Annotated in this window: 13 protein-coding genes and 1 tRNA gene; 5 read left to right on the forward strand and 9 right to left on the reverse strand. The window is 61.5% G+C overall.

All coding sequences use genetic code 11. The annotated features are described in order from the left end of the window. The first annotated feature begins 458 nt into the window (after nt 1-458). Complete coding sequence (locus tag ATY75_RS24240) at nt 459-743, forward strand: GIY-YIG nuclease family protein (protein WP_088939518.1); 285 nt, start codon at nt 459-461, stop codon at nt 741-743. A gap of 491 nt (nt 744-1,234) precedes the next feature. Here ATY75_RS24240 and phoB read toward each other — a convergent pair whose 3' ends face one another. The 7 genes from phoB to phoR all read right to left on the reverse strand — a co-directional run bounded on the left by phoB (nt 1,235) and on the right by phoR (nt 9,397). Then, nucleotides 1,235-1,918, reverse strand: a complete 684-nt coding sequence (gene phoB, locus ATY75_RS24245) for a phosphate regulon transcriptional regulator PhoB (protein WP_003570612.1) — start codon at nt 1,916-1,918, stop codon at nt 1,235-1,237. Nucleotides 1,919-2,055: 137 nt separating this feature from the next. Next, nucleotides 2,056-2,769, reverse strand: coding sequence for a phosphate signaling complex protein PhoU (gene phoU, locus ATY75_RS24250; protein WP_003570614.1), 714 nt, complete (start codon nt 2,767-2,769; stop codon nt 2,056-2,058). A 44-nt stretch (nt 2,770-2,813) separates the two neighbouring features. Beyond that, on the reverse strand, nt 2,814-3,629 hold the full coding sequence (pstB, locus tag ATY75_RS24255; protein WP_049732262.1) for a phosphate ABC transporter ATP-binding protein PstB: 816 nt from the start codon (nt 3,627-3,629) through the stop codon (nt 2,814-2,816). Between the two features lie 16 nt (nt 3,630-3,645). Beyond that, a complete protein-coding gene (gene pstA, locus ATY75_RS24260; RefSeq protein ID WP_088939502.1) occupies nt 3,646-4,968 on the reverse strand; it encodes a phosphate ABC transporter permease PstA in 1,323 nt (440 codons plus the stop codon). Beyond that, complete coding sequence (gene pstC, locus ATY75_RS24265; protein WP_088939503.1) at nt 4,965-6,446, reverse strand: phosphate ABC transporter permease subunit PstC; 1,482 nt, start codon at nt 6,444-6,446, stop codon at nt 4,965-4,967. Before pstC ends, pstA begins: the two co-directional genes overlap by 4 nt. Before the next feature lie 159 nt (nt 6,447-6,605). Next, nucleotides 6,606-7,640 (reverse strand): substrate-binding domain-containing protein, encoded by a 1,035-nt coding sequence (locus ATY75_RS24270; protein WP_088939504.1) that lies wholly within the window; start codon nt 7,638-7,640, stop codon nt 6,606-6,608. 533 nt (nt 7,641-8,173) lie between these two features. Continuing rightward, on the reverse strand, nt 8,174-9,397 hold the full coding sequence (phoR, locus tag ATY75_RS24275) for a phosphate regulon sensor histidine kinase PhoR (RefSeq protein WP_088939505.1): 1,224 nt from the start codon (nt 9,395-9,397) through the stop codon (nt 8,174-8,176). Between the two features lie 240 nt (nt 9,398-9,637). On the opposite strand from phoR, the gene ppk2 reads away from it, so the two are divergent. After that, entirely contained in the window at nt 9,638-10,519 is an 882-nt protein-coding gene (ppk2, locus tag ATY75_RS24280) for a polyphosphate kinase 2 (protein WP_088939506.1), read from the forward strand. Nucleotides 10,520-10,632: 113 nt separating this feature from the next. Here the strand turns inward: ppk2 and ATY75_RS24285 are convergent, their stop codons facing one another. Then, a complete protein-coding gene (locus ATY75_RS24285; protein ID WP_088939507.1) occupies nt 10,633-11,832 on the reverse strand; it encodes a regulator in 1,200 nt (399 codons plus the stop codon). A gap of 286 nt (nt 11,833-12,118) precedes the next feature. On the opposite strand from ATY75_RS24285, the gene ATY75_RS24290 reads away from it, so the two are divergent. Further along, complete coding sequence (locus tag ATY75_RS24290) at nt 12,119-13,078, forward strand: nitronate monooxygenase family protein (RefSeq protein ID WP_088939508.1); 960 nt, start codon at nt 12,119-12,121, stop codon at nt 13,076-13,078. 121 nt (nt 13,079-13,199) lie between these two features. Next, nucleotides 13,200-13,275, forward strand: a tRNA-Thr gene (locus tag ATY75_RS24295). A gap of 43 nt (nt 13,276-13,318) precedes the next feature. On the opposite strand, the gene ATY75_RS24300 is transcribed toward ATY75_RS24295, so the two are convergent. Then, nucleotides 13,319-14,476: an integrase core domain-containing protein gene (locus ATY75_RS24300; protein ID WP_143535337.1), complete on the reverse strand. Its 1,158-nt coding sequence runs from the start codon at nt 14,474-14,476 to the stop codon at nt 13,319-13,321. Between the two features lie 559 nt (nt 14,477-15,035). Here ATY75_RS24300 and ATY75_RS24310 point away from each other — a divergent pair. Beyond that, complete coding sequence (locus ATY75_RS24310; protein ID WP_143535338.1) at nt 15,036-15,320, forward strand: hypothetical protein; 285 nt, start codon at nt 15,036-15,038, stop codon at nt 15,318-15,320. Nucleotides 15,321-15,689 lie beyond the last annotated feature (369 nt).

Raw genomic sequence — 15,689 nt, forward strand, 5'->3', positions numbered from 1 at the left:
TCACCATCGCCGTCTTGCACGCTCCCATCAGGGCGATCGCCAGAATCCGGTTGCTCTATCGACTGCGCGAGCCGCCGCGAAGGCGACGATCCATCGCACATAGACAGCTAAGTTAGCGCATATGGGGCTTGACCCGAGTATCCATGCCGCACGCACTTCGCTTGAATTTGCTCGGCTACGGCCGCCTTTGTCAGTGTGAGCGCGAATGCAGCGCTCTCGGCCATGGATCCTCGGGTCAAGCCCGAGGACGACGGAGAGTGGGGGAGCCCTTTGCGGCAGGAACCATGAGCGTAGTGGTTCTGCTGGAATTGGCGCTTTTCGCTTTACGCAATTTTCCCAATCCGTTTGCTCCGTTTCGCTGGAACCCTCCGAACGTCTCGCTTCTTGCCCATCCCACCTCCCCACCCTCCGTCCTGCTCGGGCTTGACCCGAGCATCCATGCCCAGCACTCTGCGCGGATGGCGGGCTATGTCTACATCATCACCAACCAGAAAAACGGTACGCTCTATATCGGCGTGACATCCGATCTGGAGCGCCGCATCTATGAGCATCGCGAAGGGCTGACGCCGGGCTTTGCGTGGAAATACGGATGCACCCGTCTCGTCTGGTACGAGGAGCATTGGGATATCGGCACCGCGATCCAGCGGGAGAAGTCGTTGAAACGCTGGTACCGGCAATGGAAGGTCGATCTGGTCGAGGCGATGAACCCCGGGTGGGATGATCTCTATCTGACGCTGTGGTGATGCGAAAGCAGTGCTTGCGGCCATGGCGTTGGCGGTAACCACATCGAGCCGAAGTGCTTGTGGCGGTGGGTCCTCGGGTCAAGCCCGAGGACGACGGAGGATGGGGGAACCTATGCGGCAAGAACCGTAAGCGTAGCGGTTATTGGAATTGCCGCCATTTGTTTCCGCGCTTTCCACGCAAAACCGTTCGCCCATTTTGTTGGAATTGCTCCAGACCTCTCGCTTCTTGCTGCTCGTGCTCCCTCACCCTCCGTCATACTCGGGCTTGACCCGAGTATCCATGCCGCAAGCGCTGCGCTTGAATTTGTCGGCCGCGGTCGCCTTGTCAGTTCAACAGAAACGAAGTGCCCACCCGCATGGGTCCTCGGGTCAAGCCCGAGGACGACGGAGGGTGGGGGAACGCCCGCGGCAGGAACCGCAGCGTGCGGTGATCTATCGGCCGCGTTTTGCGTTACGCGGCTCCCTCGCCCGGACGGCGGCAGGATGGCGGCTCAGGCTTCCATCGAATAGCCGGCGCCGCGGACGGTGCGGATGACGTCTTGCATGTTGGAGAAGTTCAGCGCCTTGCGCAGGCGGCCGACATGGACGTCGACGGTGCGTTCGTCGACATAGATGTCATGGCCCCAGACGCCGTCGAGGAGCTGCGAGCGCGAGAAGACCCGGCCGGGCGACGACATCAGGAATTCCAACAGGCGGAATTCGGTGGGGCCGAGGCGGACTTCGCGGCTCTTGCGGTGGACGCGGTGGGTTTCGCGGTCGAGCTCGATATCGCCGCATTTCAGCACGGTGGAGAGAACCTCCGGACGGGCGCGGCGCAGCATCGCCTTGACGCGAGCAACGAGTTCCGGGGTCGAGAAGGGCTTGACGACATAATCGTCGGCGCCGGTGGAAAGCCCGCGGACACGTTCGCTCTCTTCGCCGCGCGCCGTCAGCATGATGATCGGCAGCCGCTCGGTTTCCGGGCGCATGCGCAGGCGCCGGCAAAGCTCGATGCCGGAGACGCCGGGCAGCATCCAGTCGAGGATGAGAAGGTCGGGCGTGCGCTCCTGAAGCCTGATTTCGGCCTCGTCGCCTCGAAGGATGGTATCGACCTCGAAGCCCTCAGCTTCGAGATTGTAACGGAGAAGCACGCTCAGGGCTTCCTCGTCTTCCACAACTGCAACTCTCGGGATCATGCGTGTCGGTCTCCTCGCGCATGATCCTTAAACCGGGGGTGATTTAAGCAATGCATCCTGCGCAAATTCACAAAAAATGGCTGCGACCTCTTTGCGCGCCCCACATGGGCGCGCACGCAATCGTCTGGTTCAGGCGGTTATTCGGTGACCGCGCCGACGGTGTTGGCGCTGTCGTCCTTCGGACGGTCGCCTTCCGGCTGTGCGCCGGTTGCCATGTAATAGATCGTTTCGGCGATGTTGGTGGCGTGGTCGCCGATGCGCTCGATATTCTTGGCGCAGAAGAGAAGATGCGTGCAGCTGGTGATGTTGCGCGGATCTTCCATCATGTAGGTCAGGAGCTCGCGGAACAGCGAGGTGTACATCGCGTCGATCTCGTTGTCGCGCTCGCGGATCGCGCTCGCCTTGTCGGCGGCGCGTGTCGTGTAGACGTCGAGCACTTCCTTGAGCTGGACGAGCGCCAGCTCGGACAGATGCTCGAGGCCGCGGGCCAGCTTGCGGGGAACGCCGGTGCTCTGCACGGCGATGACGCGCTTGGCGGTGTTCTTTCCGAGGTCGCCGACGCGTTCGAGATCGGCGGCGATGCGGATCGACCCCATGATTTCGCGCAGGTCGGCGGCCATCGGCTGGCGGCGGGCGATGGTGACGATCGCCTTGTCGCCGATCTCGCGCTCGGCGTGATCGAGGATCACGTCGTCGGAAATGACCTTCTGGGCCAGCGCGGTATCACCGTTGACCAGCGCCCGGACGGACTCGGCGACCATCTGCTCGGCCAGGCCGCCCATTTCGGAAATCCGCCGGGACAGGAACTTCAGATCATCATCATAGGCAGAATAAATATGTGTCGATGCCATGGGGCTTTGTCCTCGAATAACGGGAAGGCTTGGTGACGCCAAAATCAGCCGAAGCGGCCCATGATATAGTCCTGGGTGCGCGGATCGTCGGGATTGGTGAACATCTTGTCGGTGTCGTTCTCCTCGACCAGATTGCCGAGGTGGAACATGGCGGTGCGCTGCGAGACGCGCGCGGCCTGCTGCATGGAGTGGGTGACGATGACGATCGTGTAGTTTTCGCGCAGTTCGTGGATCAGCTCCTCGACCTTGGCGGTGGCGATCGGGTCGAGCGCCGAGCAGGGCTCGTCCATCAGGATGACTTCGGGGCTGACGGCGACGGCACGGGCAATGCAGAGGCGCTGCTGCTGACCGCCGGAGAGGCCGGTGCCGGATTCATGCACGCGGTCCTTGACCTCGTTCCAGAGGCCGGCGCGCTGCAGGCTGGTCTCGACGATCTGGTCGAGATCGGCCTTCGACTTGGCGAGGCCATGGATGCGCGGGCCGTAGGAGACGTTTTCGTAGATTGTCTTCGGGAACGGGTTCGGCTTCTGGAAGACCATGCCGACGCGGGCGCGCAGTTCGACGACATCGATATCGGGATCATAGATATCGTCGCCGTCCAGCGTGATCTTGCCGGCGACGCGGCAGCCGTCGATCGTGTCGTTCATGCGGTTGAGGCTCCGCAGAAAGGTCGACTTGCCGCAGCCCGACGGGCCGATCAGCGCGGTTACGGTGTTTTCGCGAATGTTCAGGTTCACATCGAAAAGCGCGCGCTTTTCGCCGTAGTAAACCGAGACATCCTGGCCGATCATCTTATACGGGACGTTGCTCATCTTCTGATCCAGCGCCTTTTCAACTGCAGCTTCCGTCAACATGTTCATGATCTTGTAACTCCGTTTACCAGCGGCGCTCGAAGCGACGACGCAAGAGAATGGCGCCCATGTTCATGACGATCAGGAACAGGAGCAGGACGATGATGGCACCCGAAGTACGCTCGACGAAGGCCCGCTCGGCCTCGTTTGCCCACATATAGACCTGCACGGGCAGGGCCGTCGAGGGATCGAGCGGTGTCGTCGGCGCGTTGGCGACGAAGGCGACCATGCCGATCAGGAGCAGCGGCGCGGTTTCGCCGAGCGCGTGCGCCAGGCCGATGATCGTGCCGGTGAGGATGCCGGGCATGGCGAGCGGCAGAACATGGTGGAACACCATCTGCATCTTCGACGCGCCGAGGCCGAGCGCTGCGGCGCGGATCGACGGCGGCACGGCGCGCAAGGCCGCGCGCGTCGCGATGATGATCGTCGGCAGGGTCATCAGCGTCAGCACCAGGCCGCCGACCAGCGACGCCGAACGCGGCAGGCCGACGAAGTTGATGAAGACGGAAAGGCCGAGCAGACCATAGACGATCGAGGGAACCGCGGCGAGATTGTTGATGTTGACCTCGATCAGATCCGTCAACCGGTTCTTCGGCGCAAACTCCTCGAGATAGATCGAGGCGGCAACGCCGATCGGCAGAGCGAGCACCAGCACGATCAGCATCAGGTAGAGCGAGCCGATGAGGGCGACGCCAAGGCCCGCGGCCTCCGGGCGGCTGGAGTTGCCGTTGACGAAGAGGCCGGTGTTGAACTGCTTGTGCAGAGCGCCGCTCGCCTTCAGCTCGTTCATCCAGCCAACCTGCTTGTCGTTGACCTTCCGGTTCTTCTCATCGACCGAAAGGTCGATCTGGCCCTTGTTGGCACTGTCGACATTGGCGTCGGCGAGCACGGTGACATTGACCGTCTTGCCGATGATCGACGGGTCGGCGACGACTATGTCGCGCAGTTGAATCGGCGCCCCCTTGGAAAGCATGGCGGATGCATCGCGCACGTCAGGCTTGCTCGAGGCGTTGATATTCAGCTGCTTGACGATCGCATCGCGCAGCAGAACCGGATAGTTGGCGGCGATCAGCACCGAAGGGTCGGTCGCACGCTTGTTGCTGGGGTCGATCGTCTTCTCGGAAAATTCGATCGGCAGGGTGATCGCCGTCTGCTGAAAGGCGGTGTAGCCTTTGCCGATCACGGTCCACAGCAGGATGAACAGGAAGACGAGGCCGAAGGCGATGGCCGCGATGCCATAGGCCTGGAACCGGCGCTCGGCGGCGTAGCGGCGCTTGATGCCGATATCGCGGCGCGCCGGCGCCTTGGAGATGGTGACGCCTGTTGTGGGAGAAACAATATCCGTCATTCGTACTGCTCCCGGTATTTGCGCACGATGTAGAGCGCATAGATGTTGAGGCAAAGCGTGATGCAGAACAGCGTGATGCCAAGAGCAAAGGCAACCAACGTCTGCGGCGAGGTGAACTCGAGGTCACCCGTCAGCTGATTGACGATCTTGACGGTCACCGTCGTCATCGGCTCGAAGGGGTTGATCTGGATGCGGGCGGCGACACCGGCGGCCAGCACGACGATCATGGTTTCGCCGATGGCGCGCGAGGCGGTCATCAGCAGCGCGCCGACGATGCCGGGAAGTGCTGCCGGCAGAACAACCTTCTTGATGGTTTCGGAGCGTGTGGCGCCAAGACCGAGCGAACCGTCACGCAGCGCCCGCGGCACGGCGGTGATGATATCGTCCGACAGCGAGGAGACGTAGGGGATCAGCATGATGCCCATGACGATGCCGGCGGTCAGAACGCTCTGCGCCTGGATGAAGTTGATGTAGCTGCCGGAGAGCAGGCCGCTGATCTGAGCAGAGAAATCGCGCAGGAACGGGCCGACGGTGACGAGCGCGAAGAAGCCGTAGACGATCGTCGGAATGCCGGCGAGCACTTCGAGCAGCGGCTTGGCGATCCCGCGCAGCTTCGGCGAGGCGTATTCGGCCATGTAGATGGCGGCGAAAAGGCCGACCGGCACGGCGAGCAGCATGGCGACCAGGCCGATATAAAGCGTGCCGAGCAGCAGCGGGATCAGGCCGAACTGGCCGAAGGACGAGCTGCCGGCGCCGGCAAAACGCGGATCCCAGACGGTGCCGAAGAAGAAGTCGGCGGCGGGAACGGCGGCAAAGAAGCGCGCCGCTTCCGACAGCATGGACAGCACGATGCCGATCGTCGTCAGGATGGCGATCGACGAGGCGAGCAGCAGGCCCCAGAGCATGACGCGCTCGACCCGGTTGCGGGCGCGGAAGCGGGGGGCGATGGCGCGCAACGCATAGAAGGCGCCGGCAACGGCGAGAATGAAGACCACCGCGGTCATGGCGAGGCGGCTGGTCATGCTCATGGCGTTGAGCGTCTTGGCGGCGCCGAGCATGTAAGGCAGCGGCTGGCCGGCCAGCGGCACGCCCTTTTCGCTGAGCTTGGCCTGGAGTGCCGCCGGATCGGTGCCGATCGCTGCGGTTTCATCCGCGGTCAGCATCGTCAGGCCGCGGGCGACCGTCGCCACCATCGAGTAACCGAGATCCTGCTCGACGGCGGCCTGCGCCTTGACGTCGTCAGGGAAGTGGCTGCGAACCGAGGACTGGATGATGCCGGGGCTGACGGAGAGCCAGACGCAAAGCACGATGAGGGCGGGAAGAACGGCCCAGATCGCCGCATAGGCGCCGTAATAGGCCGGCCGGGAATGCAATGCGGAGGATTTGCCTCCGGCAAGTGCTGTGGCTCGGCTGCGCGCGACCAGATAGGCGGCGGCACCGATCACCACAAGGCACAAAAGTATGATGGATGTGCTCATTCGTTACGTCCCCAGGCCCGTAGCCCCAAAGCCCGGCAGCCTCATCGGTCTGCCTTCAGCTTCCAATCATGCGGAATGAATTCAACCCTGCCACACCGAAAACGCCGGCGCGAAGGGGCAAGGCAATGCCGGCGCGGGCTTGCCGCGCCGGCAAAGTCATTACATGGACTTGCCGGCTTCGACGTCCTTGCGGATCGCGTCGCGCTCGGCATCGGGAGCGGCAACCAGGCCGTATTCGACGAGCGGGCTGTCGGGGCCGATCATCTGGTCGGATACGAAGAAGTTGACGTATTCCTTCAGGCCGGGAACGGCGCCGAGATGTGCCTTCTTGACGTAGAAGAACAGCGGGCGGGAAACCGGATAGGTGCCGTTGGCGATCGTTTCCGTCGACGGAACGATACCGCTCATGCTGGCAACCTTGAGCTTGTCGGCGTTGTTTTCATAGAAGGAGAGGCCGAATACGCCGACGCCGGTCTTGTTGGCGGCGATGCGGGCGAGCGTTTCCGGATAGTCGCCGTCGATGTCGACAGCAGCGCCGTCCTTACGGACTGCGACGCAGGCCTTCGTCTGAGCGGCCTTGTCGGAGATTTCCTTGGCGATGACGTCGGTTGCGCCTGAAGCCTTGCAGCCGGCAGCCAGAACGTTCTGTTCGAAGACTTCGCGGGTGCCGTGCTTTTCGCCCGGGATATAGGCGGCGATATCAACAGCCGGAAGCTTCGGGTTGACGTCCGACCACTTCTTGTAGGGGTTGGCGACGAGCTTGCCGTCGACCACGACCTGGGCTGCGAGGGCCTTGTAGATGTCGGCGGGAACGTAGGCGACATCCGGGTTGGACGAGTCGGTTGCGAAGACGATGCCGTCATAACCGATCTTGACTTCCTGAATGTCGGTCACGCCGGCAGCCTTGCAGGCTTCGGCTTCGTTCTTGTTGATCGGACGCGAAGCGTTGGCAATGTCGATGGTGTCTTCGCCGACGCCCTTGCAGAATTCCTTCAGACCAGCGCCCGTGCCGCCAGATTCGACGACCGGCGTCTTGAAGTTGGTGAAGGTTTCGCCGAAGGACTCGGCAACGATCTTTGCGTAAGGCAGGACGGTGGACGAACCAGCAACCTGAATCTGGTCGCGGGCGACGGCAGCGCCAGCGAAAGCGGCGGTTGCAGCGAGCGCGGCAACGGTGAGCTTGAAGGTGTTCATTAGAAATCTCCCGCATTGGGCTTGTGTGAGTGCGGCCTTTCGAGAGGCCCTCGCAGTGCCTTTTTTCATCGGCGGGACTCTCTTAGCGCTGTAAGCACCGTCCTTTTATGTCAAATCGGTGAAACATTTGTGACAGGTTATCTTGTTGATATATAATCATAAATTATAGAGCATTCAGCCAACCACGTCGGTGGGCGGCAAAGTTTGGACCGCATACTCGACCTGGCATTGCAAAATTTTTCATAAGCGGCCCATCGGTTGCCGGACGCCCGCAAACGGGCGAAAGGGCACATGCCGCTACCTCTCGACTCCCTCTTCTCCCCTCGGGGAGAAGGTGCCCGTAGGGCGGATGAGGGGGCCAGCGACGCAGGTCTTTCCAATGTCCTCATGCGAGTTTCGCTTGCTGAAAGGGGAATTACTTAAAGGATGTCCGTGTGGCCCCCTCATCCGACCCTTCGGGCCACCTTCTCCCCGCTGGGGAGAAGGGACATGCCGCAACCTTTCCGCTCCTCGCAAACCTCGCATAGGACACGTCAGAACCGCACCGTAAAATCGGTGCCCTTGCCGACTTCGGACTTGACGATCAGTCGGGCGCGGTGGCGGGTGAGGATGTGTTTGACGATGGCGAGGCCGAGGCCGGTGCCTTTTTTCGAGCGGCTGTCCTCGATGCTGACGCGATAGAAGCGTTCCGTCAGGCGCGGCACATGCTCGGCAGGGATGCCCGGCCCCTTGTCGACGATGCTGACCTCGACCGGCTGGCCGGCGCCGTTCTTCAGCCAGACATCGACGGTCTTGCCCTCCTGGCCGTATTTGCAGGCGTTTTCCATCAGGTTCTCGAACACCTGGACAAGCTCGTCGCGGTCTCCCAGAACCTCGACCTTGCCGTCGGGCAGATGCAGGTCGATGTCGACGCCGACGTCTTTTGCGAGCGGCACCAGCGAATCCCGGACATGGCCGAGCAGCGGCACCAGATCGACCTTCTCATCCGGCGCGATATGCGATTTCAGCTCCAGCCGCGAGAGCGACAAGAGGTCGTCGACCAGCCGGCTCATGCGCGTCGTCTGATCGAACATGATGGCGAGAAAACGCGCCTGCGCCTTCAGATCGTTCTTCGCCGGTCCCTGGATGGTCTCGATGAAGCCGCGCAGCGAGGCCAGCGGCGTGCGCAGCTCGTGGCTGGCATTGGCGACGAAATCCGACCGCATGCGGTCGATCCGGCGCACCTCTGAAATATCGCGGAAGGAGAGGATGAAATAGCGCTCATGCGGCTCGCCTTCGGCCGAAAATTCGATGGGGGCGCTGCGGACGATATAAACGCGCTCCGACGGCAGCCGCTCGGCATGCTCGATCTGGTTCGGCGCGTTGGTGGCGATGGTTTCGCGCACCATATCGAGCACGCCGGGCGAACGCATGCGGCCGGAAATATGGGCACCGAGTGCCACCTCGCCGAAGGCCTTTTCGGCAGCGCGGTTCTGGAAGAGCACCGAGGCGTCGTCCGACAGCACCATGACCGGAATATCGAGGCCGGCGAGCGTGGCGGACACTTCAGGCAAGCGGCTCGGCGGCACCTCCGGCTTGATTTCAATGGGCTCGGCCGGTTCGTCCTTGATGACGGGCGCCTCATTGAAAAGTGCGGTGACGATCATGACAAGCAGGAGGCCGAGCACCACCCATTTGTTCATGCCGGCCGCAATCGCGGCAAGCGCGCTGAGGATCGCCGCCAGCAGCACCGGCCGCTCGCGCCGGATGCGCGCCAACAGGCTTTTTCTCCACGGAGTTTCGTCTTGCAAGTGCCCTCGCGGCGTCGATTCGTGTTTCTTATATTGAACTCTGCCTGATAGCGGCAATTCATGACAGAAATTTTCGGTCGGCCGCTTCGATGCGAAAGGCCGCAGCCGAAACCGACGAAAAATGATCGGCGAATGCGAGAGATTTGATTTTCAACGGTAAATATGTTCGCCTGCGGGAAAGTACCGATCGGACTTAAGGAGGAGCATATGGCCGAGACCGTCGAAAGCAGGGCCGTGGAGCTGGAGATCCGCGGAAAGCAACGCATCTTCGATGTCGACGATCCCATCCTGCCGGACTGGGTGGAGGAACACGCGCTTGCCTCCGGCGACTTTCCCCACAAGAAGAAGCTGAAGGAAGAGGACTATGTCGAGCAGCTGGAAAAGCTGCAGATCGAGCTCGTCAAGGTGCAGTTCTGGCTGCAGGCATCAGGCAAGCGGGTGATGGCGCTGTTCGAAGGGCGCGATGCGGCCGGCAAGGGCGGCGCGATCTCGGCCTCCTCGGAGAATATGAACCCCCGCCTTGCCCGCGTCGTGGCGCTGACCAAGCCGACCGAGCGCGAACAGGGGCAATGGTATTTCCAGCGTTATGTCGCGCAGTTCCCGACCGCAGGCGAATTCGTGCTGTTCGACCGCTCCTGGTACAACCGCGCCGGCGTCGAGCCGGTCATGGGTTTCTGTACGCCGCAGCAATATGAGGATTTTCTCAAGCAGGCGCCGCAGCTCGAAAAGATCATCGCCCATGAGGGCATCTTCTTCTTCAAATTCTATCTCGATATCGGCCGCGAAATGCAGCTGAAGCGCTTCCACGACCGCAGGCACGATCCGCTGAAAGTCTGGAAACTGTCGTCGATGGACATCGCCGCGCTGACGAAGTGGAGCGATTACAGCGAAAAGCGCGACCGCATGCTGAAGGAAACCCATACGGATTTCGCGCCCTGGACGGTGATCCGCGCCAACGACAAGCGGCGGACGCGCCTCGAACTCATCCGCCACATGCTGAACAGGATGGATTATGACGGCAAGGACGAGAAAGCGCTCGGCACCGTCGATAAGGAGATCATCGGCTCGGGGCCCGGATTCCTGAAGTAGGCGGCGAGCCGAAGCCGGGCCACCAGTTACTGGGACCGAGGCCACCAGCTTTGCCGGGGCCGAGGCCACCGGCCTTGCCGGAACTGGTGCCATCGGCTTCGCCGAGGCTGGGATTACTGCCCCGGCAGGATGCGGATGGCGAAAAGGTTGATGCCGCGCGCCTTGCCGTCGAGATCGCTGTTGATAACAAGCGTGCCCGGCGCGTTCGGCGCCAGCGATCGGTCGAATTTCACCTGCAGCAGCGCATCCGACTTTTCGCGGGTGACGTTGAAGCGATGGCGGGCGCAATTGCCGAGCGACTGGAAATTGCATTCGACGGTCACCTGCGTCGGCTCATCGGTTGTGGATTGCAGCGTCAGCGCGATCGTCGAGGATTTGCCGGCAAGCTGCTGCAGCACCGATGCCGGCACGCTGATGGAGATATTGCCGTCGGCCGCACCGCTTTGCGAAATCAGGCGAACGGCAGGGCCGTCGTTCTCGGCGATCTTTTCGGTGCGCGCCCGCGGGCCGCTCTGGATCTTGTCGGCGTCATCGGGCTTGAACAGCGGGATCCAATCGGCCGAAAAGCTGTTCTGCGGATCGATGGTCACCGGCTCGTCGGTATGCGGGGCTGATTTGCCGGCGCTGTCGTCATTGCCGGTGAAATCCTCGGGCTGGGTACTGGCGGGCGGATTGGCGACGCTGGTGTCGCGCTCGGCGGCCGTCATCAGCAGGCCCGATGTATGTGCCCACCAGGCGCCGATGCCGATAAAGGCCAGCAGCACGCACCAGACGAGAAGCCTGGAAAAGAATTTGCGCGGCTTGCGGCGGCCTGCCGCCCGCTCCGGGCGGAAATCCATATTGGTGGCGCGCTGACCGCGGGCAAGCCGCTCCTCGCCGACGGGGGCGGCTGCGAGGTGATCGGCACGGCCGGCATGCACGTCGTCGAGGCTGAACTCGTCGCCTCCGCCGTGGGTCACCTCGGGAGCGCGGGTCTCGCCTGCGGCCGCATGGCTGTCGATCAGGTTGTCGATATCGCCGGCATCCCCCCTTTGAACCGGCGGCGGCGGCATTTCCACGACGGGCGGCACGGGCACTTCAGGCGGCCTCTGGCGCGGATGCAGGCGGTCGCGCTCCTCGCTTTCTATGGCGTGGATGGTGCTTTCCAGGCGATGGCGATGATGGGCAACGACCTCGGTATCGGTGATATCCTGCTTGCGCAGGCCGGCTTCAAGCGCCTGGCGGGCCGACTGATAGATCCTCGCTCGAACCTCCGGATTGTCGCGATCGGAATTGTCGAGCGCTGTTCTGATGGCCGTTTCTAATCCGCTCACTTCAAGTCCTTCACCTTGAACCCGGCATCGGACTGCAATCCCCGCCGTTCTCCATCAAAATTCGGTAGCGGCAAGCGCGGCAAACCGCAAGCCTTGCAGGTCCGGCTGCAGCGGATCGACGGGGATAATCGCCCGGTTTCACCGCTTGCGAACCTTATTCTACCAGCTTTGTCAGCCGCATACATTCGGGCAGAAATCGACGAAGGCGTGGCGGCCGCTCTTTTATCGGCCTTTCTTCTCTGTTATGAGATTGACGTTTTCGTAAACGTCAATGGAAGCATCAAGCATGGCTCTGCCCCCGATCCTCAGCGACAAATTGAGGCTGCCGGTCATCGGCTCGCCGCTGTTCATCATCTCGCATCCCACGCTGACGGTGGCGCAATGTAAGGCGGGCGTCATCGGGGCGTTTCCGGCGCTGAACGCCCGGCCGGCAAGCCAGCTCGACGAATGGCTGGCCGAGATCACCGAAGAGCTTGCCCGCCACGACGCCGCCCATCCCGACAGGCCGGCCGCCCCCTTTGCCGTCAACCAGATCGTCCACATGTCGAACAAGCGGCTGGAGCATGACCTGTCGCTCTGCGTCAAATACAAGGTGCCTGTTGTCATCTCCTCGCTCGGCGCCGTGCCGGAGGTCAATGCCGCCGTGCATTCCTATGGCGGCATCGTGCTGCACGATATTATCAACAACCGCCACGCCCATTCGGCCATCCGCAAGGGCGCCGACGGACTGATCGCGGTGGCGGCCGGCGCCGGCGGCCATGCCGGCACACTGTCGCCCTTTGCCCTCGTCCAGGAAATCCGCGAATGGTTCGACGGACCGCTGCTGCTCGCCGGCGCGATCTCCACCGGCGGCGCCATCCTCGCCGCAGAAGCGATGGGCGCCGACATGGCCTATATCGGCTCGCCCTTCATCGCCACTGAAGAAGCGCGCGCCGCCGAGGCCTACAAGCAGGCGATCGTCGAAGGCGCTGCCGGCGATATCGTCTATTCCAACTATTTCACCGGCGTGCATGGCAACTATCTCAAACCGTCGATCATCGCCGCCGGCATGGACCCGGACAACCTGCCCGCCGCCGATGTCTCGAAGATGGATTTCGAGCAGGCGGTCGGCGGCGCCAAGGCCTGGAAGGACATCTGGGGCAGCGGCCAGGGCATCGGCGCCGTCAAGGCCGTCGAGCCGGTGGCCAGACTCGTCGACCGGCTGGAGGCGGAATACAAGGCCGCCCGCGCCCGGCTGGCGCTCTGAGGGCAGTCTTCCACACCCTGCCCTCTTTTTTGCCAAAGCCATGACAGGGCGCTTGAAATCTTCGGACAATGGCTGTATCAGCGCCATGCAAATCGCGGGCCGCATGCTTCGGCCCTGAGATGCCGCTTTAGCTCAGGTGGTAGAGCACATCATTCGTAATGATGGGGTCGCAGGTTCGAGTCCTGCAAGCGGCACCAGCCTTCCCTGGTCCGTTCTGGACACATAGGTTACGGTTTATTCCTAAGACATAGGTAACACTTTCGCGCCGAAAGGGTTCGGCAGCGGTTCGAGCCTGCATGTCTCGTCATCGAAGTATCCCAGGTCGTAATCCATGAAGCTTGCGAGCCAGATATGGTCTTCGACCTGTTTGATGCCGACGGCCTGGCCGGCAAAGACCAGGCTGAGATTGATCTTCTTTCGCTTATAGCAGATGCGGCCGCATGTTGTGACGGTAACGGTCTGGTCGTGGAACGGATAGTCGAGTTCCGGCAGGCCGCGATAGGATCGTGGTGAGGCGTTGTAGCGCTCTGCCGGGCAAGCCATGTCAAGCGCCTGGTGTGGCCGTTCTGTGTTGAATTCTTCGATGAAGTCGTCGAAACGGGCCTGCTGCTGCAGGAAATTGGCGCCGGCCGGCTTGGTGGTCTCCAGCTTGAGTGTAAGATGCATGCGTTCGTGGCGGCCGTTCTGCTGCGGATTGCCTGGCTTGATGCGTTCGATGTCGATGCCGAGCCTGAGCCACCAGACCGCCAACCGCGACAGATTGAACAATCCGTTGGGGCTGGCGAAGGGTACGCCATTGTCGGTTCTGATCGCCCCAGGCAGGCCGAACTCCTTGAAGACGCTCTCGAACACGGTGAAGGCGTAGGCCTCCTTCGTCGTGTGCAGCGCTTCGCAAGCCAGGAGATAGCGGCTGGCGAAATCAGTGATCGTCAAGGGATAGCAGTAGCGCTTGTCGGCGAGCATGAATTCGCCTTTGTAATCGGCGCACCACAAGTCGTTGGGTTGGCGAGGTTGGGAGAGTGGCGTTCCCTGCGCCCTGTTGCGGCGTCGTTTGCGGTGCTGGACCAAGCCGTTGCGGTCGAGCACCGCGTGCACGGTCGAGATCGCCGGCGTTTGCACGTCTGGGTAAAGCCGCGCCAGCCGTTCTCTGATCTTCGGCGCGCCCCAGCTCGGCTTCTCCTGCTTGGCACGCACAATCAGCTTCTCGATTTGGAAAGGAAGCTGATTGGCGTGCCGGTAAGGACGTCGCGAGCGATCCGTCAGTCCTTCCAGTCCGCAGGCATTATAGCGGCTGATGATCTTGTGGCCGGTCTTGCGGGAGATGCCGAACTCGCGGCACAGCGCCGCTATCTTCTCGCCATCCAGAACCCGCGCAACGAATTTGAGACGCTCGTCCATGAGATTACACTCCTGCCAAGGCACCTTTGCTCTCCTCGCAAAGGCCAAAAGTGTAACCCATGTCTCCGGTATGAACTGTCACCCTTCTCTCGGGAAGGACACCTTTCTCCTTTGATTTCATTATTCATTCAATGATATCAATGTCTCGACAGCTGCCGACTGAGCCCCACGACAGGGACACACGGCAGATCAATGGCGTTTCGAATGGCTAAACCGACAACACGCAAAGGGACGGCTAACGCGCAATTCAAGCGCCGCGTCCCGCTCCATCTGGTCGACAAGTTGAAAGGCCAGCGCTTCGCGGCCGACCTGCCGGTAGACCTTACGCCCTTCTCTGAGACGCTACGGGTTTCGTGCGTCATCCATGACCGGGGCTGATCCAACAAAAGCGGAAGTGATGTTGGTTTACCCAAATACCGCAAGCAGGGCAACATGATGCCGCCGGCAACAGGTGCGGTGTAGAAACGCGATGTCACGGCCGCGGGATGGTGATGCATAAAGGAATTGACTTGATCGTCTCGGGGCTATTGGTATTTTCATTAACGAGAGAGAGGGAACCGTGAGTAACGCATCGGCCAACGGGATGATCATCAGGGGGATCATTATTATAGGTTTTCTCGGCCTTGGATGCGTAATGCTGGGAGCTTCCGTTTTTGATTATATGAAAACGGGAGAGTGGCAATCTATGTCCGTTCTCGAGGCCATTCACGATTTTTTTGAAACTCCCGACAATCAGGTAGCCGCATTTTTCAGCCGATGGATCGGTCTGGCAAAAATGCTTCATGCCATCCCTGCGTTTCTCGTTCCGTTTGGTGTAGCGGTCATGGCTTCATCAATTGAGTAAAATATCCAGACAAAGACGGTGGCGGAGTGAAAACATGACGATGCCCGACACCGCCACCTTAAGATGCCGCGAACCGGATCGCGGATATCTCGCGACCGAATTGCATATTATCTTGCGCCGGGCGGCCCTTCGGTTGCGCAACGCCGCGGCCAGGCATGCCGCCCCTAGTCAAGCAGTTCACGATGCTTTGCCCTCAGGCGGCGCGAAAGTTTAGAATGCTGGACGACGAATGACCGGATGACTGTCTATCGCCTTTGGTCGAGTGCATAGGATGCCTCTGCTTGCTGGTGTCTGCAGTTAGCATCTTCGAAAGTCGTCGAAAACCTGCAATTCCGGCAGGAACCTGCCGCTCCCGACCTGGTTCTCCCC

The organism is Rhizobium sp. N122 (assembly GCF_002211295.1).
Lineage (GTDB): Bacteria > Pseudomonadota > Alphaproteobacteria > Rhizobiales > Rhizobiaceae > Rhizobium.